Below are 21,334 nucleotides of genomic sequence, written 5' to 3' on the forward strand. Positions count from 1 at the left end.
AAATCAGGGGTTTCTGTCGGACGCGGGATGTAGCACAGGCTTGCGCACCGCGACAATCGGGGAGGCAGTGGTGGGTCACCAAACGATACTGCAAAGCTGTCATTGCCGGGCTTGACCCGGCAATCCAGGGCCACAAGCCGAAACGCCTCAGGCAAAGCGCCGCCCCTGGATGCCCGGATCAGGTCCGGGCATGACACAGTAAGGGCTAAACCCTACCGCTTCATCAGGTCGCGGAGCTGCCAGTACCAATAGACGGTCTGCGCGGCCAGCGGTCCGACGGGGCCGCCAGCGAAGCTGAGGCCGAAGGGGCGGAACAGCTTCCAGCTCTCGTCGCCCTGCGCGATGGCCTTGGCGACCGTCTCGCCGCCGGCCGTGGTGGAGCACATGCCATGCCCGCCGAAGCAGGTATTCACCCACACGCCGGGCTTCAGCTCGCCGATCAGCGGCATCTTGTGCGTGGTGTAGCCCATGGTGCCGGGCCAGGCGACCTCCACCTTCGTGCCGGCCAGCTGCGGATAGACCTTCAGCATGTCGCCCAGCATCAGCCGGTCGAGATTGGCCGGGTTGGTGGCCATGCTGATCCGTCCGCCCCACAGGATGCGGCTGTCGGGCAGGGCGCGGTAGTAGTCCGGCGCAAAGCGGCTGTCGGAGACGGCATGGTTGCCGCGCATCGCGGTCTTCAGCCGGTCGCCCAGCGGTTCGGTCAGCATGACATAGGTGCCGATGGGCAGGATAGAAAAGCGCAAGCGCGGCAGCAGCCAGTGCAGATAGCCGCTGGTGGCGATCACCACCTGCCTGGCCTTCACCGTGCCGCGCGCCGTCTGCACGCGCTTGGTGTCGCCGTCGAGGTCCAGCCGGGTCGCCGGGCTGTCCTCGAAGATCCTGACACCCAGCCCCTCCGACGCCGCCGCCGTGCCGCGCGTGAAGTTCAGCGAATGGAAGTGGAAGCCGTCCGGGTTGTAGATCGCGTCGTAATAGCGCTTCGACAGATAGAGGTCGCGGATTCGGGCGCGTGGCCAGAACTCCATCCTCGTACCGAAATTCTCGTTCATGAAGGCGATGTTGGCCTTCAGCTCCTTCGGCCGGTCGAACCAGGAGATGTTCAGCTTGCCGTCCACCAGCGGGCCGCAGGGCATGTCGTACTGCCCGATCCGGCGGCGGATGACGCCCATCGCCTCCTGCGTCAGGCCATAGAGCGCCTTGGCATTCTCCAGGCCGACGCTCTTCACCAGCGCGGCGGGGCCACGGGAATAGCCGGCCGAGACGAAGCCGCCATTGCGCCCGGAGGCGCCGAAGCCGACCTGCCTGCCTTCCAGCACCACGACGTTGGTGACGCCGCGTTCCGCCAGCCCCAGCGCGGTGGCAAGGCCGGCCATGCCGCCGCCGATGACGCAGACATCCGCCTCCACCTCGCCTTCGAGGGATGGACGGCGGGTCGTGTCAGCCAGGGTGCGGCTGTAATAGCTGTCGATATAGGCATGCGTCATGGCGGCGAGACTAACCGAAGCCGGACCGGTCGGGAAGCCGGCTTGCATCCTGCCCGCCAGCCCCGTTAGATGGGCTGGAGTTTCCGGGGCGGAAGGCAGGGAAGATGAGTGTAAAGACCGCAATCGGGCTGATGAGCGGCACCTCGATGGATGGCATCGATGCCGCGATCCTGACCAGCGACGGGCACCGGATCGAGACGCTGGGGCCGGCCTTCACCGTGCCCTATGACGCCGATTTCCGGGCGCGGCTGCGCGGCGTGATGGGCGCGCCGGAAGGGGCCGATATCGCCGGGGTGGAGCGGGAACTGACCGAGCGCCATGCCGAGGCGGTTGCCCGGCTGCTGGCGGAGGCCGGCATGCAGGCGGCGGAGATCGACGTCGTCGGCTTTCACGGCCAGACCATCCTGCACCAGCCGGCACAGGGCCAGCCCGGCAAGGGGCGGACGCTGCAGATCGGCGATGGCGCGCTGCTGGCGCGGCTGACCGGCATCCCGGTGGTGAATGACTTCCGCAGTGCCGACGTGGCGGCAGGCGGCGAGGGGGCGCCCTTCGCGCCGGCCTATCACGCCGCACTGACGGCGCAGCTTGGCCGGCCGGTGGCGATGCTGAATCTGGGCGGGGTCGGCAATGTGACCTGGATCGGCGGCGAAACCGATCTGCTGGCCTTCGATACCGGGCCGGGCAATGCGCTGATCGATGACTGGGTCCACCGCCATACCGGCGCCACGCATGACGCGGATGGCAGGCTGGCGGCGCGGGGGAAGGCAGACCGGGTGCGCATCGACACGGTGCTGGAAGGGCCCTATTTCCAGCGCCGGTCGCCCAAGTCTCTGGACCGGGACGATTTCTCCGCCAGCCTCGCCGACGGGCTGTCTCTGGAGGATGGTGCGGCAACGCTGACGGCGCTGACAATCGTCTGTGTGGCAAAGGCCGCCGACTGGTTCCCGCAGCCGCCGCTGCGCTGGATCGTCACCGGCGGCGGCCGCCGCAACCCGGTCATCATGGCAGGCCTGCGCGCCGCGCTGGGCGTGCCGGTACAGGCGACAGAGGATCTGGGCTGGGACGGCGACGCGCTGGAGGCGCATGCCTTCGCCTATCTGGCGGTGCGGTCGCTTGCCGGGCTGCCGCTCAGCTTCCCCGGCACCACGGGCGTCCCCCACCCGTTGCCGGGCGGGGTGCTGCATAAACCCTGATTGCTATCAGGCCTCGGTCTTCACCAGCGCCTTGTCGAGGTAATCATCGACATGGCCGATCATCTCCTCGATCTGGCCGGTGAAGAAATGGTTGGCGCCCTCGACCAGCCGGTAGTCGATGGTGATACCGCGCTGGTGTGACAGCTTATCCACCAGCTTCTTCACCGATTCCTGCGGCACGATGTCGTCGGCGGCACCCTGCACCACGAGGCCGGAGGCCGGGCAGGGGGCAAGGAAGGTGAAATCATACATGTTGGCCGGCGGCGCCACCGAGATGAAGCCGCTGATCTCCGGCCGGCGCATCAGCAGCTGCATGCCGATCCAGGCGCCGAAGGAGAAGCCGGCGATCCAGCACTGGCCGGCATTCGGATTGTAGGTCTGTAGCCAGTCCAGCGCCGAGGCGGCGTCCGACAGCTCGCCCTCGCCCCGGTCATAGACGCCCTGCGAGCGGCCGACGCCCCGGAAGTTGAACCGCAGGACCGAAAAGCCGCGCTGCGCGAAATTGTGATACAGCGAATAGACAATCTTGTTGTTCATCGTCCCGCCATGCTGCGGGTGCGGATGCAGCATCAGCGCGATTGGCGCGTTGGGCTGGGTGCCGTGCTGGTAGCGTCCCTCAAGCCGTCCTTCCGGACCGTTGAAAATCACTTCGGGCATGGGCCTTGCGTTCTCCTCATATGCGTGGTGCCCGCATTAGACCGACTCCGAGAGTCGGTCTTGCGCCGCCGTTTCCCGTAAAAGCGGTGCGCAATACTTGATCGGGTAACTGGGACATTCTATATCGACTAAGTGTGCGCTGGCCGGCAGCGCCGGCCGCGTGGCCCGGCGCATCCTTTGGCGGGCCGGGACTATATCATGCTGGGGTGGGCAATGTTCAAGAAACTCGGTGAGGACATCGACGCCATCATGGCGCGCGACCCGGCGGCGAAGTCGCGGCTGGAGGTCATGCTGTGCTATCCGGGCTTTCATGCCCTGCTGTTCTATCGCCTCGGCAATGCCGCCTGGCGGCGCGGCTGGAAGCTGCTGGGCCGCTTCCTGTCGCATCTGGGCCGTGTGCTGACCGGCATCGAGATTCATCCGGGTGCGACCATCGGCCGGCGCTTCTTCGTCGATCACGGCATGGGCGTGGTGATCGGCGAGACGGCGGAGGTCGGCGACGATGTCACCCTCTATCAGGGCGTCACGCTGGGCGGCACCTCGCTGCACAAGGGCAAGCGCCACCCGACGCTGGGCGACGGCGTGATCGTCGGCTCCGGTGCGCAGGTGCTGGGGCCGCTGAATGTCGGCAAGGGCGCGCGTGTCGGCGCCAATGCCGTGGTGCTGAAGGATGTGCCGGAGGGTGTCACCGTGGTCGGCATTCCGGCCCAGGTGGCGATCAGCCGGTCGAAGCAGGAGGATGCGTTCTGCGCCTATGGCACGCCGGCGGGCGACATGCCGGACCCAGTGGCGCGCGCGCTGGACGGGCTGCTGCAGGAAGTGACGGCGCTGAAGGCTCGTGTCGTGGAGCTGGAAGGCAGCCCTCCGACAATGACCAAGCAGGCCAGCAACGGACGGGGCCATGCGGCCTCCCGCGACGGTAATTAGGGAGACGCGCCGATGAAGCTCAGCACCAAGGGACGCTATGCCGTCATGGCGATGGTCGATCTGGCGGCCACCAGCGAGGGCCAGCCGGTGGCACTCGCCGATATCGCGGAACGGCAGGAAATCTCGCTCTCCTATCTGGAACAGCTGTTCGCCAAGCTGCGGCGTGGCGGTCTGGTGCGCAGCGTGCGCGGCCCCGGCGGCGGCTATCTGCTGGCCCGTCCGGCCGGTGAGACGCGGGTGTCCGATGTCATCCTGGCGGTGGATGAACCGATCCGCGCAACACGCTGCGCCCCCGGCTCGCCGGCCGGCTGCAAGGGCAACAAGAGCCGCTGCGCGACCCATGACCTGTGGGAGGAGCTGGGCAACCAGATCCATCTCTATCTCGGCTCCGTCAGCCTGCAGGATGTGGTGACGCGGCAGGTGCGGCCCGCCATCTTCCCGGCTGCGATGGCGGGCAAGCCTGGTATGGGCGCCGCCGCCGAATAGACGAGACCATGGCCATTACCTATCTCGACCATAACGCCACCACACCGGTGCGGCCGGAGGCGATGGAGGCCGTTCTCGACGCACTGCGGGAAGGCGGCAACCCGTCTTCCGTCCATGCCGCCGGGCGCACCGCCCGCAAGCGGCTGGAACAGGCGCGCCGCGATGTGGCAGCGCTGATCGATGCCGATGCCGCCCGCCTTATCTTCACCAGCGGCGGCACGGAGGCGAACGCGCTGGCGCTGCTGGGCAGCGGCCGGCCGCGCATCCTCTATTCCGCCATCGAGCATGATTCGGTGCGTGCCGCGCATCCGCAGGCGGAAGCCGTGCCGGTAACGCCGGAGGGCATTATCGACCTAGACGCGCTGGACAGCATGCTGGCTGCCGACAGCCGGCCTGCCATCCTCTCACTGATGCTAGCGAACAACGAGACCGGCATCCTGCAGCCGGTGGCCGAGGCGCGCGCTATCGCGCACCGCCATGGCGCGCTGGTGCATTGCGATGCCATCCAGGCGGCCGGCAAGCTGCCCGTCGATGTGGCGGCGCTGGATGTCGATCTGCTGAGCATTTCCGCCCACAAGATCGGCGGCCCGCCGGGCGTTGGCGCGCTCTATATCCGCCCCGGCCTGGAGCTTGCCGCGATCCAGCGTGGCGGCGGCCAGGAACGGCGGCTGCGCGGCGGCACGGAGAATCTGCCGGGCATTGCCGGCTTCGGTGCGGCGGCACTGGCGGCGGCAGCGGATATCGAACGCTTGCAGGCGCTGGCCGGCTGGCGCGATGCGCTGGAGGAGGGCGTCATGGCGGCGACGCCGCAGGCTGTGATCGTCGGGCGCGATATGCCGCGCCTGCCGAACACCAGCTGCATCGCGCTGCCCGGCGTGAAGGCGGAGAATATCGTCATGGCGCTGGACCTAGCGGGTGTGGCGGTCAGCGCCGGTTCCGCCTGTTCCTCCGGCAAGGTCACGGCCTCCCATGTGCTGGCGGCGATGGGCCTTCCGCAGGAGGTCGCCGGCGGCGCCATCCGCGTCAGCTTCGGCTGGACCAGCACGGCGGCGGATGGGGAGGCTTTCCTTGCCGCCTGGTCACAGACCGCCCGTCGGTTGCGGCCGATGGCGGTGGCCTCGTGACATGTGGCCTCGTGACTGGCCTTGCCATGGCGGGGATTGCACCCATCTAGGGTGGCTGATAAACCCACCCGGTCCAGAAGACCCCACCCGTTCTTTCGTGACAATCGACAGCGAGTTTGAGGAAGGCAGCATGCCGAAGATGGTGTTCATCGATCCCGACGGTACGCGGCACGAGGTCGAGGCCCCGGTCGGTCTCTCCGTGCTGGAGGTCGCGCATCGCAACGGCATCGATATCGAGGGCGCGTGCGAGGGCTCGCTCGCCTGCTCGACCTGCCATGTCATCGTCGATCCCGCCGATTTCGGCCGGCTGGAGGAGCCCAGCGAGGATGAGGAGGACATGCTCGACCTCGCCTTCGGCCTGACCAAGACCTCCCGGCTGGGCTGCCAGATCGTCATGACCGAGGAGCTGGACGGGCTGACCGTCCGCCTGCCATCCGGCACCAACAACATGATGGGCTGATCGGATGACGGAAGCGCTCGCCCCGCAGTTGGCCCCCCGGGGCAGCCTGTTCGCCCGGCTGCGCGAGGCCGCCCAGCCGCACTGGGGCGACTATGTCGACCACCGCTTCGTGCGCGGTTTGGGCGATGGCACCCTGCCGGAGGCGGCCTTCCGCTATTATCTTGGCCAGGATTACCTGTTCCTGATCCATTTCGCGCGGGCCTATGCGCTGGCGGTGTACAAGTCGGAAAATCTGGAGGATATGCGCGCCGCCAATGATGCGGTCGGCCATATCCTCGCCGAGACCTCCCTGCATCTGCGCTACTGCGCCGGCTGGGGGATGAGCGAGGCCGATGTCGTGGCGCTGCCGGAAGACCCGGCCTGCATGGCCTATACCCGCTATGTGCTGGAACGCGGCATGGCCGGCGACATTCTCGACCTTCAGGTGGCGCTGGCGCCCTGCGTCGTCGGCTATGCCGAGATCGGGCTGGCGCTGAAGGCCGACCCGCGCACGACGCTGGAGGGCAACCCCTACCGCGACTGGATCGAGACCTATGGCGGCGACGATTATGTCGCCGTCGCCCGTAAATCCGTCGCCACGCTGGACCGGCTGTTCGCCCAGCGCGGCACTGAGGCCCGCATCCCCAGCCTGTCCCGCACCTTCACCGAGGCAACCCGCCTGGAAGTGCGTTTCTGGCAGATGGGCCTCGACGTGCTGGAGCACGCGAGGGAGTAGGGCAATTGTAACCCTCTCCCCTCGCGGGAGAGGGTGGTGAGCAAAGCGAACCGGGTGAGGGGACGGCTCCAGCCATGCGGTTCCCCCTCACCCAGCCTCGCCTAATTCGCTTCGCTCATAAGGCTCCGCAACCCTCTCCCTCCAGGGGAGAGGGGATTCTTGATGCTCCGGGAATGACGGATGATAAAAACGAACCCCGGTGCATTTCCGCCGAAATCGCCTATATTCCAGCCCATGAATTCTCTCGGGATCGATAAGCGGCCGGCGGATACCCGCGTGGTCGTTGCCATGTCGGGCGGGGTGGACAGCTCCGTCACCGCGGCGCTGCTGCATGAGCAGGGCTATGAGGTGATCGGCATCACGCTGCAGCTCTACGATCACGGCATGGCGCTGCAGAAGAAGGGCGCCTGCTGCGCCGGGCAGGATATCTACGACGCCCGCCAGGTCTGCGACCGGCTGGGCATCCCGCATTATGTGCTGGATTACGAGAGTGCCTTCCGCGAGGCGGTGATCGACGATTTCGCCGATGCCTATCTGCGCGGCGAGACGCCGATCCCCTGCGTGCGCTGCAATCAGCGCGTCAAGTTCCGCGACCTGCTGCAGACCGCGCGCGAGCTGGGTGGCGAGGTGCTGGCGACTGGCCATTACGTGCAGCGCGCGATGGGGCCGGCAGGGCCGGAGTTGCGCCGCGCCGTCGATCCCAACCGCGACCAGAGCTATTTCCTGTTCGCCACAACGGGGGATCAGCTGGACTATCTGCGCTTCCCGCTGGGCGGTATGGAAAAGCCGGCGGTGCGCGCGCTCGCCCAGCGCTTCGGGCTGGAGGTGGCCGACAAGCCGGACAGCCAGGATATCTGCTTCGTGCCGACCGGGCGCTATGGCGATGTGGTGCAGAAGCTGCGCCCCGGCGCGGTGGAGGTCGGCGAGATCGTGCATGTCGATGGCACGGTGCTGGGCCGCCATGAGGGCGTCATCCATTACACGGTCGGGCAGCGCAAGGGGCTGGGCATCGGCGGCCGCGTGGAATCGACCGACGCGCTCTATGTCGTGCGCATCGAGCCGGAGGCACATCGCGTCGTCGTCGGCCCCCGTGAGGCGCTGGCGAAGCCCGGCGTCACTCTGACCGAGGTGAACTGGTTGACCCCTTCGCCGGCTGAAGGCCTGCCGGTGCTGGTGAAGCTGCGCAGCGCCATGGCGCCGGTGCCGGCTCTGGTGCGGGCGACACCGGCGGGCGCCAGCGTCAGCTTCGATGATCCGCAATATGGTGTGTCGCCGGGACAGGCCTGCGTGTTCTATGACCGTGACAGCGGCGAGCGCGTGCTGGGCGGCGGCTGGATTCTGCGCGAGGAGCAGGCACTGGCGGCCTGAGTTAGCGCCAAACGCCGGGCCTGACGCCGATGGCGGTCACCAGCCCATAGGCGGTGATACCCAGCGCCACGCCGAGGAAATACCCCTCCAGCCCCATGCCGGCGACATTGGCCAGCAGCCAGCCGCCGCCGACCGCGATGCTGATGCGCGAGAAGGCGGCGATCACCGCCCAGCGCATCCGCCCGGCACCCATCGCGGCGAAATAGAGCGCCATGCCGAGGCCGAAGCCGCCGAAGGCGAAGCCGGTATAGGCCAGTCCGCGCGTCGCGATTTCAATGACCGCCGGATCGTCGCTGAAGGCGTCGGCGAAGCTGTGCGGGAACAGCGCCACGGCGAGGCCCGCCGCGCTTGCCAGGGCGAATGCGAGCAGCCCGCCGGTCCAGGCGATGCGCCGGCCGTTCAGCCAGTCGCCGGCGCCCACGGCGCGGCCGACCAGCGCGGTCAGCGCCGAGCCGACGCCGAAGGCCAGCGGGATCATCAGGAATTCCAGCCGCGCCGCGATGCCGTAGGCAGCCACCGCCGCCGGCCCGTGATGCGCGATCTGCGCGGTGACGAGGATGGTCGTCAGATTGGCGACGGAGGCCAGCGCGCAGGCCACCAGCCCGACTGACAGGATACGGGTGAACAGCGTGCCCGACGGGCGGATGCGAAGGCTGGGGGTGAAGCCCGCCCCGCCGCGCAGCACCACCGCGATCATCGCCAGCGCGGAGGCCCAGAACACCAGCGCGAAGGCGGCGCCGATGCCGGCCAGCCCCATGCCCAGCGGCTCCGCCAGCAGCCAGGATAGCGGCGGATAGACGATATAGCCCAGCGTCAGCACGCGCGCCGCCAGCCCGTGCCGGCCGCCGCCGCGCAGCACAGAGGCCAGCGTGTTGGCCAGCCATAGCGGAATGGCCCCCGCGCCGAACAGCCAGATCGCGTAAGGCGCGGCGGCCTCCGCCGCGACCGGCCCGGCGATCAGCCCCAGTACGGCGCGCGGGAAGATTGCCAGCAGCAGCGCGAACAGCCCGCCGCCGATGATGGCGATCAGCGCCGCGTGCAGCACCAGGGAGGAGGCCTCCTGCTCGCGGTTGCCGCCGAGCGCGCGGGCGATGGCGGAGACCACGCCGCCACCCATGGCGCCCGCCGACATCTGCTGCATCAGCAGGGCGAAGGGCAGCACCACGGCCCAGCCGGCCAGCGCCGCCGTACCCTGCTGCGCGGCGATCCAGGTTTCCAGCAATTGCGCGGCGATCTGCAGGAAGGCAAGCAGTGCCGTCGGCGTCGCCAGCTTCTGAATACGGCGCAGGATGGAGGGGATCGGTTCGACCGGTGCGCCGGCTGCCGGGATCGCGGTCATTCCTGTTCACCGGCGCCAAACCGCTGGCGGATCGCCCGGCCGGCACCGGGGCCGGGCAGCACGCGTAGCTTGTCCAGTGTCAGCGGCGCGCCGGCACTGTCCAGCAGCGGCGGGGAGGCCACTTCCCGGCCGGTATCGGCCTCAACCAGCCGGATCACCGGCCCTTCCGGCCCGGCCATCCAGCGGTCGCCCCAGCGCTTCAGCGCCAGATAGGCGGGGAAGAAGTCGCGGCCCTTCTCGGTCAGCCGGTATTCGTGGCGCACGCCCTTCTCAGGCGAGGGCACGCGCTCCAGCACGCCATGCTCGACCAGCTTGGCGAGGCGGGCGCTCAATATGTTGGAGGCGATGCCGAGATGGCGCAGGAAATCGTCGAATCGGGTGGTGCCGTAATAGGCCTCGCGCAGCACCAGAATGGCCCAGCGTTCGCCCAGCACCTCCATGGAGCGGGCGACCGGACAGCGCATGCGGGAAAAATCGGTACGGACCATCGCCATCTCCAGCTTGCAATATGCAACTTAATAGATTGCATAATGCAAGTGAGGGGGGTGGTCAACGCTCCATCAGCAGGCGCTGGCGCTCGAACCGTTCGCGGCGGTCGAGCCGTTCCTGGAAGTTTTGTTGCTCCTGCTGGCGCCGGTCCGACTCCAGCAGCGGGCTGCGCGGCGCAGTCGGATCGGGCGCGCCGGGGCGAAGGATGGGATCGCGCGGACCGTCAGGCGTGCGCAGCGTATCGGGCAGGGCGGGCCGTTCCGGTAAGCGCTCAATGGAATCGCGCTGTGCCGGGTCACGCGACTGGCGCTGCTCCAGCAGATCATAGATCAGGCTGCGTCTGTCGGTTTGTGCCCGTGCGTCTGTCAGGGCCGAACTGGCTGCAAGCAGGCCCGCAACCGTCAGCAGGAAGGTAAATTTGACCATACCAGCCATGTGGGGCTGCTGCCCGTCGCCGCCAAGTTGGAAGTCGATCGCCAACGCGTTGCGGCTCTGCGTTCGGAGGCTTGATCGGATGCTTGACAGGGGGCGCATCGCCAGCCTATACGCATGCCCTCGCAAACGGGCGGGCGGAAGCCCATCTGATTGGCGAGGCCGCACTGCGGCGGGGTAGCTCAGTTGGTTAGAGCAGAGGAATCATAATCCTTGTGTCGGGGGTTCGAGTCCCTCCCTCGCTACCATAAATCTGAATGATTTCAGCGATTGCCGGCGCCCGGGAAACTGGGCGCCGGTTTTCGTTTGGGCCGGTAATTACGCTCCGCCATGGCGGCGGGTGCTTTTATGGTCCATGCTGCTCGTCCGGTTGTGTGTCGGAGGATTCAAGCCACAGATGTGCGGTCGCTTCGCCCAGACACTGGCGCCCGAGGCCATGCGCCGGCTGTTCAAGGCCACGGGCGATTATGCGCCCTGGCAGCCGCGCTATAATGTGGCGCCGCAGACCGATATTCCGGTGATCCGCGCCGCCGGGCGGGAGGGCGGGCGCCAGCTCACATCCATGCGCTGGGGGCTGATCCCGCACTGGGCGAAGGACCCGGCCATCGCGGCCAACCTCATCAACGCACGGGCGGAAACCGTCGCCGAGAAGCCCTCCTTCCGGGACAGTTTCGCCGAGCGGCGCTGCCTGGTGCCGGTAAGCGCCTATTACGAATGGCGGAAGATGGCCAGCGGCAAGCAGCCCTACGCCATCCGGCTGAAGGACGAGCCGGGCTTCGCCATCGCCGGCATCTGGTCGGCCTGGCAGGCACCGGAGGGCGAGACCCTGCTCACCGTCTGCCTGATCACCACGGCGGCCAATCCGCTGCTGGCGCCGATCCATGACCGCATGCCGGTGATCGTCTCACCGGTGCATCACGATCTCTGGCTGCATGGGCCCAGGGAAGCGGCGCAGCATCTGCTGGTGCCCTTTCCGGCGGAGCGGATGGAGGCCTGGCCGGTCTCGCGGCGTGTCGGTAATCCGCGCAATGAAGGGGAGGGGCTGCTGGAACGGCTGCCGCCCCGCCGGGCGCAGCCTTCCCTGATCTCCTGATATCTTTGAGGCCATGATGACACACACCCCTCACCAGCCGCCTGCAGATGCCGCGCAACGGCGCGCCGTGCCGCTCACAATCTGCTACGAGGTGGACCGGTTGCCGCCGTTTGACCGCGCCTTCTACGAGCAGGTGCGGCAGGACATGGCGCTTGTGGAGGAAGTCGTGGTGCCGCCGCGTGACGCCGCCACCTTCACCGTGCCGGCGGGGCACCTGTTCCGCATCGTCAGCATTGAGGGGCCGCAGGTCGGCGACCTGAATTTGTGGAACGCGAACGACCTGTCGGAGCGGTTCTTCAGCGGCAAGACGCGCCAACTGCACGCCACCCATGTGACCACCGGCGACCGGCTGTGGAGCAATATGCCGTTCCTGCGCCCGTTGGCGACGATCACCCGCGATACGCTGGACTGGTATGGCTGGGATGACGATGGCGGCGGCGTGCATGACGTGATCGGCACGCGCTGCGATCCCTATACGAACTGCCTGCTGACCGGCGGCGAATACCATCATTGCTGCCATTCCAACCTGACGCGGGCGCTGGCGGCAGAACGCGGGCTGACGCTGGAGGCGGCGGAGGCGCATGTGCATGACGTGCTGAACGTGTTCATGTGCACCGGCTTCACCCGTGATACCCACCAGTATTTCATGAAGGCCAGCCCGGTGCGGCCCGGCGATTATCTGGAGATGTTCGCGGAGATCGACCTGCTGGGCGCGCTGTCAGCCTGCCCGGGCGGCGATTGCGGCAGCCAGCATTCCAGCGACAGTGCCGCCTGCTATCCGCTGAAGGTGGAGATTTATGCGCCGCGGCCCGGTGCGCTGGACGGCTGGACGCCCCCTGCGCGGAACGGCTATTCGCGCCGTCACGGCCTCTGATCACTCCTCCAGGCTGGTATAGTCCGCCGCCTGCGTCAGGTGCCGGCGCAGCAGCGCCTCCGCCCAGCCAAGGTCGCCACCGGCCAGCGCGTCCATGATCGCCAGATGCTCGCGGCAGGATTGCTCGATCCGGGCCCGCGCCATGCCGGTGAATTCGGCATATTCGCGCATTCGCCTGAGGTTGTTCTGGTGCCGGATCGCCTGCTGGAAATAGCGGTTGCCGGAAAATTCGGCGATCATCTCGTGGAACGCCGTGTTGGTCTGGAACCAGTGTTCGGAGGTCACGCTCTCCGGCCGGGCCATGATCTCCTCATGCTGCCGGCGCATGGTTTCCAGTCTCACCGGGTCCACGGCGAAGTGCCGGGCGCGCAGCGCGCCGCATTCCACGACGATGCGGAATTCGTAGGAATCCTCATAGGCGCGGTCATTCTCCAGCATCTCCACGAAGCCCCAGCCATGGCCGCGCAGCCGCTCGATCAGCCCTTCGCCGGTCAGCCGCGCCAGCACCCGGGCCAGCAGCGCGCGGGAGACGCCATAGCGCTCCGCCAGCTCCGCCTCGGTCACCTCATGGCCGATATGGCCCAGCGCCCTGTCGCGCAGCATTCGGTCATGGATGACCGAGAGGCGGGATTCCGGAATCTCCTGCGCCGCCTCGCCCGGTTCCGGCAGCCGTGCGACCAGGAAGCCGCGGCCTTTTTCCGAGCGCAGGAAACCTTGCGCCTCCAGGAACTGCATGGCGGTGCGCACCGGCGAGCGGGAGACCGACAGCTCCTTCGCCACGCGCTGTTCGGGCAGGCGGGAGCCCGGCTCTGGCCGCTGTTCGGCCAGCATGGCGAGGATTCGCCCGGCGATCTCCGCCTGCAGATCACTGCGCGGCGCGCCGCCCGTACCTGCCGGCACTGTGTCTGTTCCGGCTTCCGTCATGCGCGATTCCTGTTTGTATAATTTAATTTCATAGTTCGTTTTTATCTCTAATAGCGCTGGACTTTGTGTTTTTTATGCAATCAAAATACACAAATTTGTCATTCAGGATAATCCCCCATGAGCTATGAGCCTTTCCCCCTGATCGAGATTTCCGGCACTCCCCTGGCGCGCGGCCGCTCCTACGGCGCGCAGGCCACGGAGAGAATCCATAAGGGGGCCGGGCACTATGTCGAGCAGATTCGCAAGATGGGGCTGACGCAGGAGGATATGGGTCGGCTGATCGCCGCCTTCTTGCCGACGGTGAAGGATTTCGATCCGGCCTATGCCGAGGAGATGGCGGGCATCGCCGAGGGTGCCAAGATCGACCTTGAGGCAATCCTGCTGCTGAACTGCCGCACCGAGATCCTGCAGCTGGCCCGCCGCCATGCCGGTTTGCTGGACGAGCCGGACGGCTGCACCGGTGCGGTGATCCTGCCGGAAGCCAGCCTGAATGGCGAGCTGATCCACGGCCAGAACTGGGACTGGAAGGCGGAATGTGTAGAGACCGCCGTTGTGCTGCGTGTGCGGCGCGACGACGGACCGGACCTGATGACCTTCACCGAGGCGGGCGCGCTGGCTCGTGCCGGGTTCAACGCCACCGGCGTGGCGATCACCGCGAACTATCTGGAATCCGACCGCGACTATACGCAGGAAGGTATCCCGCTGCCGCTGATCCGCCGCAAGGTGCTGGAGTGCGAGCATTTCGCCGATGCCATCCGCACCGTCGCCTGCACGCCGAAATCGGCCTCCAACAACATGATCATCAGCGCCCGCGACGGCTTCGCCATCGACATCGAATGCGCGCCGGACGAGGCCTTCACCATCCGCCCGGAAAACGGTCTGATCGTCCATGCCAACCACTGGAACAGCGCCGTCGCCCTGTCCAAGCTGAAGGATGCCGGCACGCTCAGCACGCCGGAGAGCCATTACCGCGACTGGCGCGTGCGCCAGCATCTGGAGAAGAAGCTGGGCAAGCTGACCGTGGAGGATCTGCGCGAGGCCTTCTTCGATGATTTCCTGACACCCTATTCGGTGTGCCGCCCGCCGCGCCCGTCGCATGCCGGCAACATCAGCTCGACCGTGGCGATGATCCTGATGCGCCCGGCGGCCGGCATCATGGAAGTGGCGCCGATGCCGGCGCGCAACCGGGAGTTCACCACCTACACGCTGGAGACACGGGCGCGCAAGGGGCTGCCCGATACCCGCGAGGCGGCCGAGTAAGAGCCGCGCGGACCGACCCATAACAATCTCGAACAGGCAGGAGCTGGGACATGACATATGCGAAAAGCTTGACGGGTTTTGCCCTCGCGCTGGCGGTTGCCGGGGTGGCAGGTGCGGCGCAGGCCGAAACCTCGGTGAAGGTGGCGCTGAACGCCGATATCCGGTCGACATATCCGGGCGTGAACCGTGACGCCAACACCGACGGCGTTGTGCACCACATCGTCGAGGGGCTGGTTGCCTTCAGGGAGAACAGCGAGGTTGCCCCGCTGCTGGCCGAAAAGGTCGATCTGTCCGCCGATGGGCTGACCTACAGCTTCACCCTGCGCAAGGGGGTGAAGTTCCACAATGGCGCGCCGCTGACCGCCGAGGATGTGTTGTTCACCTGGTCCAAATATATGGACAAGGACACCAAGTGGCGCTGCTTCTCCGATTTCTCCAAGGGCATCAGCAAGGTCGCCAATGTGGCGAAGAAGGACGACATGACCGTCACCTTCACGCTGGAGCAGCCCAGCGCCCTGTTCCTGGGGCAGATGGCGCGCATCGATTGCGGCGGCACCGGTATCCTGCACAAGGACAGTTTCGCCGCCGATGGCGGCTTCGACAAGCCGGTCGGCACTGGCCCCTACAAGCTGGCCGAATGGAAGAAGGGCGAATATGTCGAGCTGGAGAAGTTCGCCGGCTACAGCCCGCGCAGTGAGAAGCGCGACGGCTATGCGGGCGAACGCGTCGCCCATATCGACAAGGTGCGCTTCGTCGTCATCCCCGACGGTTCTGCCGCCAAGGCGGCCCTGCTCAGCGGCTCCGTCGAAGTACTTCCGGACCTCGATGTCAGCCACCTGAAGGAGATGAAGGCCGCCAAGGGTGTCGTGGTCGATACCGCGACCACCATGGGCCTCAGCGCCTTCCTACTGCAGACCAAGGACCCGGTCTTCGCCGATGTGCGCATGCGCAAGGCGCTGGCGCACGCCATCGACATGGCGGCCATCGTCGATGCGGTGACGCTGGGCACGGCCAAGCCGAACCATTCGCCGGTGCCGGTGGTCAGCGCCTATTACGGCAAGCCGCAGGGCGAGCCGGTGAAGTACGATCCGGCGCTGGCGAAGAAGCTGGCCGCGGAGGCCGGCTACAAGGGCGAGCCGATCAAGATGGTCACCAACAAGCGCTATGCCGCCTCCTTCGATTCGGCGGTGTTCGCGCAGGCGATGGCCAAGGATGCCGGCATCAATATCGAGCTGGAAGTGATCGAGTGGGCGACCCAGCTGGATATGTATCTGAAGGGCAATTACCAGATGATGTCCTTCCTGTATTCGGCGCGTCTCGACCCGTCGCTCAGCTTCGACATGTTCTCCGGCCCGAAGGAGACCCAGCCGCGCAAGGTGTGGGATAATCCGGAAGCGCAGAAGCTGATCGAGAAATCGATGGCGATCTCCGACAAGGCCGAACGGCAGAAGCTGTTCGATACGCTGGAAGGTATGTTCCGCGCCGACCTGCCGATGCTGGTGCTCTATAACGGCTCCGACATCGCGGCCTATTCGGACAAGCTGGAGGGCTATAAATCCTGGATGGCCGGCCAGCCGCGCCTCTGGGGCGTGAAGGTAAAGGGCTGACAAAGCCACCTCACGCATAGCCTGAAGTCCGAAGACGAGAGCGGAACCGCCATGCTGCGTTATCTGATCGGCCGGCTGCTGACCACGATTCCGACGATGCTGCTGGTTTCGCTCTCCGTCTTCGTGCTGATCCGGCTGGTGCCGGGCGATCCCATTGCGTTGATGCTGGGCGATGCCGCTGACGAGGCGACGGTGCGCGACATCCGCGAGGCCTATGGGCTGGAGGAGCCGATCTACATCCAGTTCGGCCTGTGGCTGCTGAAGGCGGTTTCCGGCGATCTCGGCCAGTCGATCTCCAACAATGCCCCGGTGATGCCGCTGATCCTCGACCGCTTCCAGGTCAGCGCCGCCATCGTGCTGATCGCTGTCGCGGTCGCCGCCGCGATATCGGTGCCGCTGGGCATGGTCGCGGCCTGGCGGCAGAACCGGCTGACCGACGTGCTGATCGTCGCCGGTGCCACGCTGCTGCTCTCTCTGCCCAGCTTCTGGCTCGGCCTTCTGCTCCTGCTGCTGTTCGGGCTGAAGCTCGGCTGGGTGCCGGTCATCGGCTATGTGTCCTTCGCCGAGGATTGGGCGGCGGCGCTGGCCTATATCGCGCTGCCGACGCTGACCCTGATCCTGATCGAGATCGGCGTGCTGACCCGCATGGCGCGCGCCAGCACGGTTGAGGTGCTGCGCCTGGAATACATCACCCATGCCCGCGCCAAGGGCGTGTCGGAAGGGGCGGTGCTGCTGCGCCATGCGCTGCCCAACGCCTTTGCGCCGACCTGGACGCTGATCGGCCTGGTGCTGGGCAATCTGCTGGGCGGCATCGCGGTGGTGGAGACGGTGTTCACCCTGCCGGGGCTGGGCCGGCTGCTGGTCGATGCGATCTTCGCCCGGGACTATCCGGTGATCCAGGGCTGCATGCTGTTCACCGCCGTCATCTATGTGGTGGTGAACCTGATCGTCGATCTCTGCTACCCGCTGTTCGACCCGAGGGTGATGTCAGAATGATCGCCACCCTGTTCAGCTTCCGGAACAAGCGCGCCAATGCGCTGATCGGCGGCGCGCTGATGGCCGTCATTCTGGGGGCGGCGGCGCTGGCGCTGGTCTGGACGCCGTTCGATCCGTTGGGCATCAATCTGCGTGCCCGCTTCGCGCCGCCATCGCCGACCTACCTTTTCGGCGCCGACGAGTTCGGCCGCGACGTGCTGAGCCGGGCGATGGCCGGGGCGCTCAGCAGCACCTCGATCTCCTTCCTCACCGTCTCCTTCGCGGTGATCTGCGGCACCGCCATCGGTGTCGTCACCGGCTATGTCCGGGGCTGGACCGACCGCGCGATCATGACGGTGAACGACACGCTGCTGGCCTTCCCCGGCATGCTGCTGGCGCTGGGGCTGATGGCGGTGATCGGGCCGAACCGCTACGGCATCATCCTCGCACTCGGCATCGCCTATACGCCGTCGGTCGTGCGCGTGGTGCGCGGCACGGTGATGTCGATCCGCGAGCGCGAATATGTCGAGGCCTCGCGCGTGCTGGGCAATGGCGAGATCTACACCATGGTCCGCCATGTGCTGCCCAACGCCATCGCCCCCATCGCGGTGTTGGCGACCAGCATGTTCGGCTGGGTGATCCTGTCGGAAAGCGCGCTGTCCTTTCTCGGCCTCGGCGTGCCGCCGCCGGCGCCGACCTGGGGCAACATGCTGGCGGGTGCGCGGCCCTATCTGCAGAGCGCGCCCTGGCTCGGCATCGCGCCTGGCCTGTGCATCGCGGTCACGCTGCTGGGCATCAATCTGCTGGGCGACGCGCTGCGCGACCGGCTCGACCCCCGGATGGCGCAATGACGGACAGCGTTCTTCAGATATCCAACCTGAGGATCGGCGTACCAGACGGGCCGCTGGTCGTCGATGACGTGTCCTTCTCGGTCGGCGCCGGGGAGGTGGTGGCCGTGGTCGGCGAATCCGGCAGCGGCAAGACCATGGTGGCGCGCTCCGTGCTGGGGCTGCTGCCGCCGGGGCTGGTGCGCCAGTCGGGCGGTATCGCCTTCGCTGGCGAGGCCATCGAGGATGCGCCCTGGAACCGCCTGCGGCAGCTGCGCGGCGGCGAGATCGGCATGGTGTTCCAGGAACCGATGGTGTCGCTGAACCCGGCTTTGCGCATCGGCGCGCAGATGGAGGAGGGGCTGAAGATTCATCGTCCCGGCATGGGCCGGGCGGAGCGCCGCGCGCTCTGCGCCGACATGCTGCGCCGGGTCGGCATCGAGGATGCGGAACGCTGCCTGCAGGCCTTCCCGCACGAATTTTCCGGCGGCATGCGCCAGCGCATGATGCTGGCCTCGGTCATGATGCTCAAGCCACGCCTGCTGGTTGCCGACGAGCCGACCACGGCGCTGGACAGCCTGACCCAGCGCGAGGTGCTGGACCTGATGGTCGAGCTGACGCGCGAGACCGGCACGGCGGTCATGCTGATCACCCATGATCTCGGCGTGGTGGCGCGCTATGCCCAACGCTGCGTGGTGCTGGAAAAGGGTCGGCTGGTGGAGACCGGCCCGACCGCGCAGGTGATCGGCGCCCCGCGTGAGCCCTATACAAGGCGGCTGGTCGAGGCGATCCCGCGCCCCCGCCCGCGTGACGGCGAAGACCGGATCGGCGGCCCGGTATTGGCCGTCGAGAAGCTGCAGGTCACCTTCCGGCGGCGCGGCGGGCTGTTCCAGCGCGCCACCGACATGCAGGCGGTGAAGGGCGTCGATCTGACACTGCGCGCGGGCGAGATGGTGGCCGTGGTCGGCGGCAGCGGCTCGGGCAAGACGACGCTGGGACGGGCGATCCTGCGGCTGGTGCAGCCGTCTGGTGGCAGCATCCGCTTCAAGGGCATGCCGCTGGAGAGGGCGGACCGTCACGGCATGCATACATTCCGCATGGCCTGCCAGCTGATCTCGCAGGACCCCTATTCCTCGCTCGATCCGCGCATGCGCGTCGGCGATATCGTCGGCGAGCCGCTGCGTCTGCTGGACGGGCTGGGCGAAGGGGAGCGGCGCCAGCGCATCGAGGCGGCGCTGGAGGAGGTCGGGCTCGACGGCTTCGGGAGGCGCTTCCCGCACCAGCTGTCCGGGGGGCAGCGCCAGCGCGTCGCGATCGCCCGCGCGCTCATCCGCCGGCCGGAGCTGGTGATTGCCGACGAGCCGATCAGCGCGCTGGACATGACGATCCAGAAACAGATCCTCGACCTGCTGGAAAGCCTGCAGCGCAGCCACGGCTTCTGCTGCCTGTTCATCAGCCACGACCTGGCGGCCGTGCGGCAGATCGCCAACCGGGTGATCGTCATGCAGGAAGGCCGCATCGTGGAGCAGGGCGAGACCGAGGCGGTGTTCGAACGCTCCGGCCATCCCTACACCAGGGCGCTGCTCGAAGCCTCCCCGGCGCTGGCGCTGAGCCGGGGGGCAATCACCTGAAAGCGCCGCATAGCCCGATAGGCAGCCACTTTGGTTTCTTGGCGGGTCATGCGCCAGCGTCGAACTGCTTAACTATATTTTGAGATTTTATACGTATGCTGCCTTTTCAACGGCATAGGGCCTAATATCCACGTCCCGTGCCGAGTGTTATGGTATGCATTCTCTACTTCGTCTGGCACGGCGCATTCTCCAGGAGTTAGTCCCTGATGAATCTTAACGCCTTCGAATTCCTGGATAATTTCGCCCTCATGGCGCTGGCGGCCGTGCTGTATGGCATCATCCTGCGGCTGGAGTATCCGCGCGAGGTACGGCGTATCCTCGGCGGCTTCATGTTCGGCGCTGGTGCCGCCGTCTCCATGATGGACCCGTTGCGCGTCGCGCCGGGTGTCATCGTCGATCTACGCAGCCTGTTCATCGGTTTCTCCGGCGCCTTTCTGGGGCCGGTGGCCATGCTGATCTCTCTCACGATAGGGGCCATAACCCGATATCAGATCGGGGGCATTGGCGTTGTGCCGGGCATTGTTGCGATGACCCTTGCAGGCTGCAGCGGCACGCTGTGGGGCCACCTCATGCGCAACCGGTCGCGCGCGAGTCTCCGGCATCTGGTGCTGCTGGGCTTTATGCTGTGTGCCGGCCTGCTGGCCTTCCTCCTACTGCCGGTTGAGATCCGCGCAAAGGCATTTGTCAGTGCCGCACCCTATGCGGCTGCCTGCTACATTCTTGGCGCCTTACTGCTTGGCACTTTCGTTGAGCGCGAGCGTTTCTCCGCCATGCGTGAACGGCGCCTGACCAACGAGGTGAACACCGACCCGCTGACGGGCCTGCTGAACCGGCGCGGCTTCCAGCGCGGCTTTGACATAGCGCAGGAAGAGATCGTTTCGGAAAATGGCGCGGCAATCCTTCTGGTCGATCTCGATCATTTCAAGAAGCTGAACGATACCCACGGTCATGATATCGGCGATCTCGTCCTGCAATCGGTCGGGGCAATCTTGCGCAAGGCGGTCCGCCAGAGCGATCTTCTGGGCCGTCTCGGCGGGGAGGAGTTCGTGGTTTACCTGCCGAATGCAAGCATGGCCGATGCCCGCAACATTGCCGAGCGTATCCGCATCGGCATCGAGACCAGCACCATCGCCAGCAAGGGCAAGCCGCTCCCGGTCAGCGCCAGCGTCGGGGGAAGCTGGAGTTCGAATGGGATGGATTTGACGACGGGCCTGAAGCTGGCGGACATGGAACTTTACAAGGCCAAGCAGGCCGGCCGGAACCAGGTCCACTTCACCCCCACCATCAAGAGCGCCGCCTAGCGGCTTTCCGCCCGGTCGCCGCGCATCAGCGGATTCGGCTGTGCCTGCATGAATTTACGCCGGGCGTCATCCAGACTGACGTATCGGGGTTATTTCCGATAAGGTGTTGGTCGCCCGTCGTGCCGCCATCGGCGTGCGTGGTGTCCGGGGAGGCGCGAAGGGATC

21 protein-coding genes and 1 tRNA gene are annotated in these 21,334 nt (G+C 66.6%); 16 read left to right on the forward strand and 6 right to left on the reverse strand.

Translation table 11 applies throughout. The features are described 5' to 3' along the window. Positions 1–212: 212 nt before the first annotated feature. Complete coding sequence (locus MK313_RS03855; protein ID WP_202802334.1) at positions 213–1,535, reverse strand: NAD(P)/FAD-dependent oxidoreductase; 1,323 nt, start codon at positions 1,533–1,535, stop codon at positions 213–215. Positions 1,536–1,591: 56 nt separating this feature from the next. Between MK313_RS03855 and MK313_RS03860 the strand changes: the two genes are divergently transcribed. After that, positions 1,592–2,680 carry an anhydro-N-acetylmuramic acid kinase gene (locus tag MK313_RS03860; RefSeq protein WP_287780182.1) on the forward strand — a complete coding sequence of 363 codons (1,089 nt, stop codon included), beginning with the start codon at positions 1,592–1,594 and terminating at the stop codon, positions 2,678–2,680. 6 nt (positions 2,681–2,686) lie between these two features. On the opposite strand, the gene MK313_RS03865 is transcribed toward MK313_RS03860, so the two are convergent. Further along, complete coding sequence (locus tag MK313_RS03865; protein WP_008942789.1) at positions 2,687–3,337, reverse strand: alpha/beta hydrolase; 651 nt, start codon at positions 3,335–3,337, stop codon at positions 2,687–2,689. Positions 3,338–3,550: 213 nt separating this feature from the next. On the opposite strand from MK313_RS03865, the gene cysE reads away from it, so the two are divergent. The 6 genes from cysE to mnmA all read left to right on the forward strand — a co-directional run bounded on the left by cysE (position 3,551) and on the right by mnmA (position 8,417). Next, positions 3,551–4,264 carry a serine O-acetyltransferase gene (cysE, locus tag MK313_RS03870; RefSeq protein WP_121219088.1) on the forward strand — a complete coding sequence of 238 codons (714 nt, stop codon included), beginning with the start codon at positions 3,551–3,553 and terminating at the stop codon, positions 4,262–4,264. Between the two features lie 12 nt (positions 4,265–4,276). After that, positions 4,277–4,750: an Rrf2 family transcriptional regulator gene (locus MK313_RS03875; protein ID WP_121216882.1), complete on the forward strand. Its 474-nt coding sequence runs from the start codon at positions 4,277–4,279 to the stop codon at positions 4,748–4,750. Positions 4,751–4,758: 8 nt separating this feature from the next. Next, a complete protein-coding gene (locus MK313_RS03880; protein WP_287780183.1) occupies positions 4,759–5,874 on the forward strand; it encodes a cysteine desulfurase family protein in 1,116 nt (371 codons plus the stop codon). Positions 5,875–6,004: 130 nt separating this feature from the next. Continuing rightward, a complete protein-coding gene (locus tag MK313_RS03885; RefSeq protein WP_121216886.1) occupies positions 6,005–6,334 on the forward strand; it encodes a ferredoxin family 2Fe-2S iron-sulfur cluster binding protein in 330 nt (109 codons plus the stop codon). A gap of 4 nt (positions 6,335–6,338) precedes the next feature. Beyond that, entirely contained in the window at positions 6,339–7,049 is a 711-nt protein-coding gene (tenA, locus tag MK313_RS03890; protein WP_008942784.1) for a thiaminase II, read from the forward strand. Positions 7,050–7,283: 234 nt separating this feature from the next. After that, the gene (mnmA, locus tag MK313_RS03895; RefSeq protein ID WP_287780184.1) at positions 7,284–8,417 is read left to right on the forward strand and encodes a tRNA 2-thiouridine(34) synthase MnmA; all 1,134 of its coding nucleotides are present in this window, start codon (positions 7,284–7,286) and stop codon (positions 8,415–8,417) included. Between the two features lies 1 nt (position 8,418). On the opposite strand, the gene MK313_RS03900 is transcribed toward mnmA, so the two are convergent. The 3 genes from MK313_RS03900 to MK313_RS03910 form a co-directional block, all read right to left on the reverse strand. Continuing rightward, positions 8,419–9,756, reverse strand: coding sequence for an MATE family efflux transporter (locus MK313_RS03900; protein WP_287780185.1), 1,338 nt, complete (start codon positions 9,754–9,756; stop codon positions 8,419–8,421). Then, the gene (locus MK313_RS03905; protein ID WP_287780186.1) at positions 9,753–10,244 is read right to left on the reverse strand and encodes a winged helix-turn-helix transcriptional regulator; all 492 of its coding nucleotides are present in this window, start codon (positions 10,242–10,244) and stop codon (positions 9,753–9,755) included. The genes MK313_RS03900 and MK313_RS03905 overlap by 4 nt, the downstream gene beginning before the upstream one ends. A gap of 61 nt (positions 10,245–10,305) precedes the next feature. Continuing rightward, on the reverse strand, positions 10,306–10,725 hold the full coding sequence (locus MK313_RS03910) for a hypothetical protein (protein WP_287780187.1): 420 nt from the start codon (positions 10,723–10,725) through the stop codon (positions 10,306–10,308). A 123-nt stretch (positions 10,726–10,848) separates the two neighbouring features. Here MK313_RS03910 and MK313_RS03915 point away from each other — a divergent pair. From MK313_RS03915 to MK313_RS03925, 3 genes are all read left to right on the forward strand, one after another. Next, positions 10,849–10,925 (forward strand) — tRNA-Met (locus tag MK313_RS03915). 149 nt (positions 10,926–11,074) lie between these two features. Then, the gene (locus tag MK313_RS03920; RefSeq protein WP_287780188.1) at positions 11,075–11,770 is read left to right on the forward strand and encodes an SOS response-associated peptidase; all 696 of its coding nucleotides are present in this window, start codon (positions 11,075–11,077) and stop codon (positions 11,768–11,770) included. Between the two features lie 13 nt (positions 11,771–11,783). Beyond that, positions 11,784–12,644 (forward strand): urea carboxylase-associated family protein, encoded by an 861-nt coding sequence (locus tag MK313_RS03925; RefSeq protein ID WP_287780189.1) that lies wholly within the window; start codon positions 11,784–11,786, stop codon positions 12,642–12,644. On the opposite strand, the gene MK313_RS03930 is transcribed toward MK313_RS03925, so the two are convergent. After that, positions 12,645–13,568 (reverse strand): GntR family transcriptional regulator, encoded by a 924-nt coding sequence (locus MK313_RS03930; RefSeq protein WP_287780190.1) that lies wholly within the window; start codon positions 13,566–13,568, stop codon positions 12,645–12,647. It abuts the gene before it with no gap. Between the two features lie 117 nt (positions 13,569–13,685). On the opposite strand from MK313_RS03930, the gene MK313_RS03935 reads away from it, so the two are divergent. The 6 genes from MK313_RS03935 (at position 13,686) to MK313_RS03960 (ending at position 21,169) form a co-directional block, all read left to right on the forward strand. Continuing rightward, positions 13,686–14,828, forward strand: coding sequence for a C45 family autoproteolytic acyltransferase/hydolase (locus MK313_RS03935; RefSeq protein ID WP_121216900.1), 1,143 nt, complete (start codon positions 13,686–13,688; stop codon positions 14,826–14,828). A 50-nt stretch (positions 14,829–14,878) separates the two neighbouring features. Then, positions 14,879–16,435 (forward strand): ABC transporter substrate-binding protein, encoded by a 1,557-nt coding sequence (locus MK313_RS03940; RefSeq protein WP_287780191.1) that lies wholly within the window; start codon positions 14,879–14,881, stop codon positions 16,433–16,435. 51 nt (positions 16,436–16,486) lie between these two features. Then, positions 16,487–17,431: an ABC transporter permease gene (locus tag MK313_RS03945; RefSeq protein WP_287780192.1), complete on the forward strand. Its 945-nt coding sequence runs from the start codon at positions 16,487–16,489 to the stop codon at positions 17,429–17,431. After that, the gene (locus MK313_RS03950; RefSeq protein ID WP_287780193.1) at positions 17,428–18,261 is read left to right on the forward strand and encodes an ABC transporter permease; all 834 of its coding nucleotides are present in this window, start codon (positions 17,428–17,430) and stop codon (positions 18,259–18,261) included. The genes MK313_RS03945 and MK313_RS03950 overlap by 4 nt, the downstream gene beginning before the upstream one ends. After that, entirely contained in the window at positions 18,258–19,868 is a 1,611-nt protein-coding gene (locus MK313_RS03955) for a dipeptide ABC transporter ATP-binding protein (RefSeq protein ID WP_287780194.1), read from the forward strand. The genes MK313_RS03950 and MK313_RS03955 overlap by 4 nt, the downstream gene beginning before the upstream one ends. A 206-nt stretch (positions 19,869–20,074) precedes the next feature. Beyond that, positions 20,075–21,169 carry a GGDEF domain-containing protein gene (locus MK313_RS03960; protein WP_287780195.1) on the forward strand — a complete coding sequence of 365 codons (1,095 nt, stop codon included), beginning with the start codon at positions 20,075–20,077 and terminating at the stop codon, positions 21,167–21,169. The last annotated feature ends 165 nt before the right edge of the window (positions 21,170–21,334 follow it).

Source organism: Oceanibaculum sp., assembly GCF_022449305.1.
Classification (GTDB): domain Bacteria; phylum Pseudomonadota; class Alphaproteobacteria; order Oceanibaculales; family Oceanibaculaceae; genus Oceanibaculum; species Oceanibaculum indicum.

Bases quoted from the DNA above. Each gene is read 5' to 3' on its own strand.
- MK313_RS03855 (WP_202802334.1), bottom strand. From the start codon at position 1,535: ATGCAAGCCGGCTTCCCGACCGGTCCGGCTTCGGTTAGTCTCGCCGCC.
- MK313_RS03860 (WP_287780182.1), top strand. From the start codon at position 1,592: ATGAGTGTAAAGACCGCAATCGGGCTGATGAGCGGCACCTCGATGGAT.
- MK313_RS03865 (WP_008942789.1), bottom strand. From the start codon at position 3,337: ATGCCCGAAGTGATTTTCAACGGTCCGGAAGGACGGCTTGAGGGACGC.
- cysE (WP_121219088.1), top strand. From the start codon at position 3,551: ATGTTCAAGAAACTCGGTGAGGACATCGACGCCATCATGGCGCGCGAC.
- MK313_RS03875 (WP_121216882.1), top strand. From the start codon at position 4,277: ATGAAGCTCAGCACCAAGGGACGCTATGCCGTCATGGCGATGGTCGAT.
- MK313_RS03880 (WP_287780183.1), top strand. From the start codon at position 4,759: ATGGCCATTACCTATCTCGACCATAACGCCACCACACCGGTGCGGCCG.
- MK313_RS03885 (WP_121216886.1), top strand. From the start codon at position 6,005: ATGCCGAAGATGGTGTTCATCGATCCCGACGGTACGCGGCACGAGGTC.
- tenA (WP_008942784.1), top strand. From the start codon at position 6,339: ATGACGGAAGCGCTCGCCCCGCAGTTGGCCCCCCGGGGCAGCCTGTTC.
- mnmA (WP_287780184.1), top strand. From the start codon at position 7,284: ATGAATTCTCTCGGGATCGATAAGCGGCCGGCGGATACCCGCGTGGTC.
- MK313_RS03900 (WP_287780185.1), bottom strand. From the start codon at position 9,756: ATGACCGCGATCCCGGCAGCCGGCGCACCGGTCGAACCGATCCCCTCC.
- MK313_RS03905 (WP_287780186.1), bottom strand. From the start codon at position 10,244: ATGGTCCGTACCGATTTTTCCCGCATGCGCTGTCCGGTCGCCCGCTCC.
- MK313_RS03920 (WP_287780188.1), top strand. From the start codon at position 11,075: ATGTGCGGTCGCTTCGCCCAGACACTGGCGCCCGAGGCCATGCGCCGG.
- MK313_RS03925 (WP_287780189.1), top strand. From the start codon at position 11,784: ATGATGACACACACCCCTCACCAGCCGCCTGCAGATGCCGCGCAACGG.
- MK313_RS03930 (WP_287780190.1), bottom strand. From the start codon at position 13,568: ATGACGGAAGCCGGAACAGACACAGTGCCGGCAGGTACGGGCGGCGCG.
- MK313_RS03935 (WP_121216900.1), top strand. From the start codon at position 13,686: ATGAGCTATGAGCCTTTCCCCCTGATCGAGATTTCCGGCACTCCCCTG.
- MK313_RS03940 (WP_287780191.1), top strand. From the start codon at position 14,879: ATGACATATGCGAAAAGCTTGACGGGTTTTGCCCTCGCGCTGGCGGTT.
- MK313_RS03945 (WP_287780192.1), top strand. From the start codon at position 16,487: ATGCTGCGTTATCTGATCGGCCGGCTGCTGACCACGATTCCGACGATG.
- MK313_RS03950 (WP_287780193.1), top strand. From the start codon at position 17,428: ATGATCGCCACCCTGTTCAGCTTCCGGAACAAGCGCGCCAATGCGCTG.
- MK313_RS03955 (WP_287780194.1), top strand. From the start codon at position 18,258: ATGACGGACAGCGTTCTTCAGATATCCAACCTGAGGATCGGCGTACCA.
- MK313_RS03960 (WP_287780195.1), top strand. From the start codon at position 20,075: ATGAATCTTAACGCCTTCGAATTCCTGGATAATTTCGCCCTCATGGCG.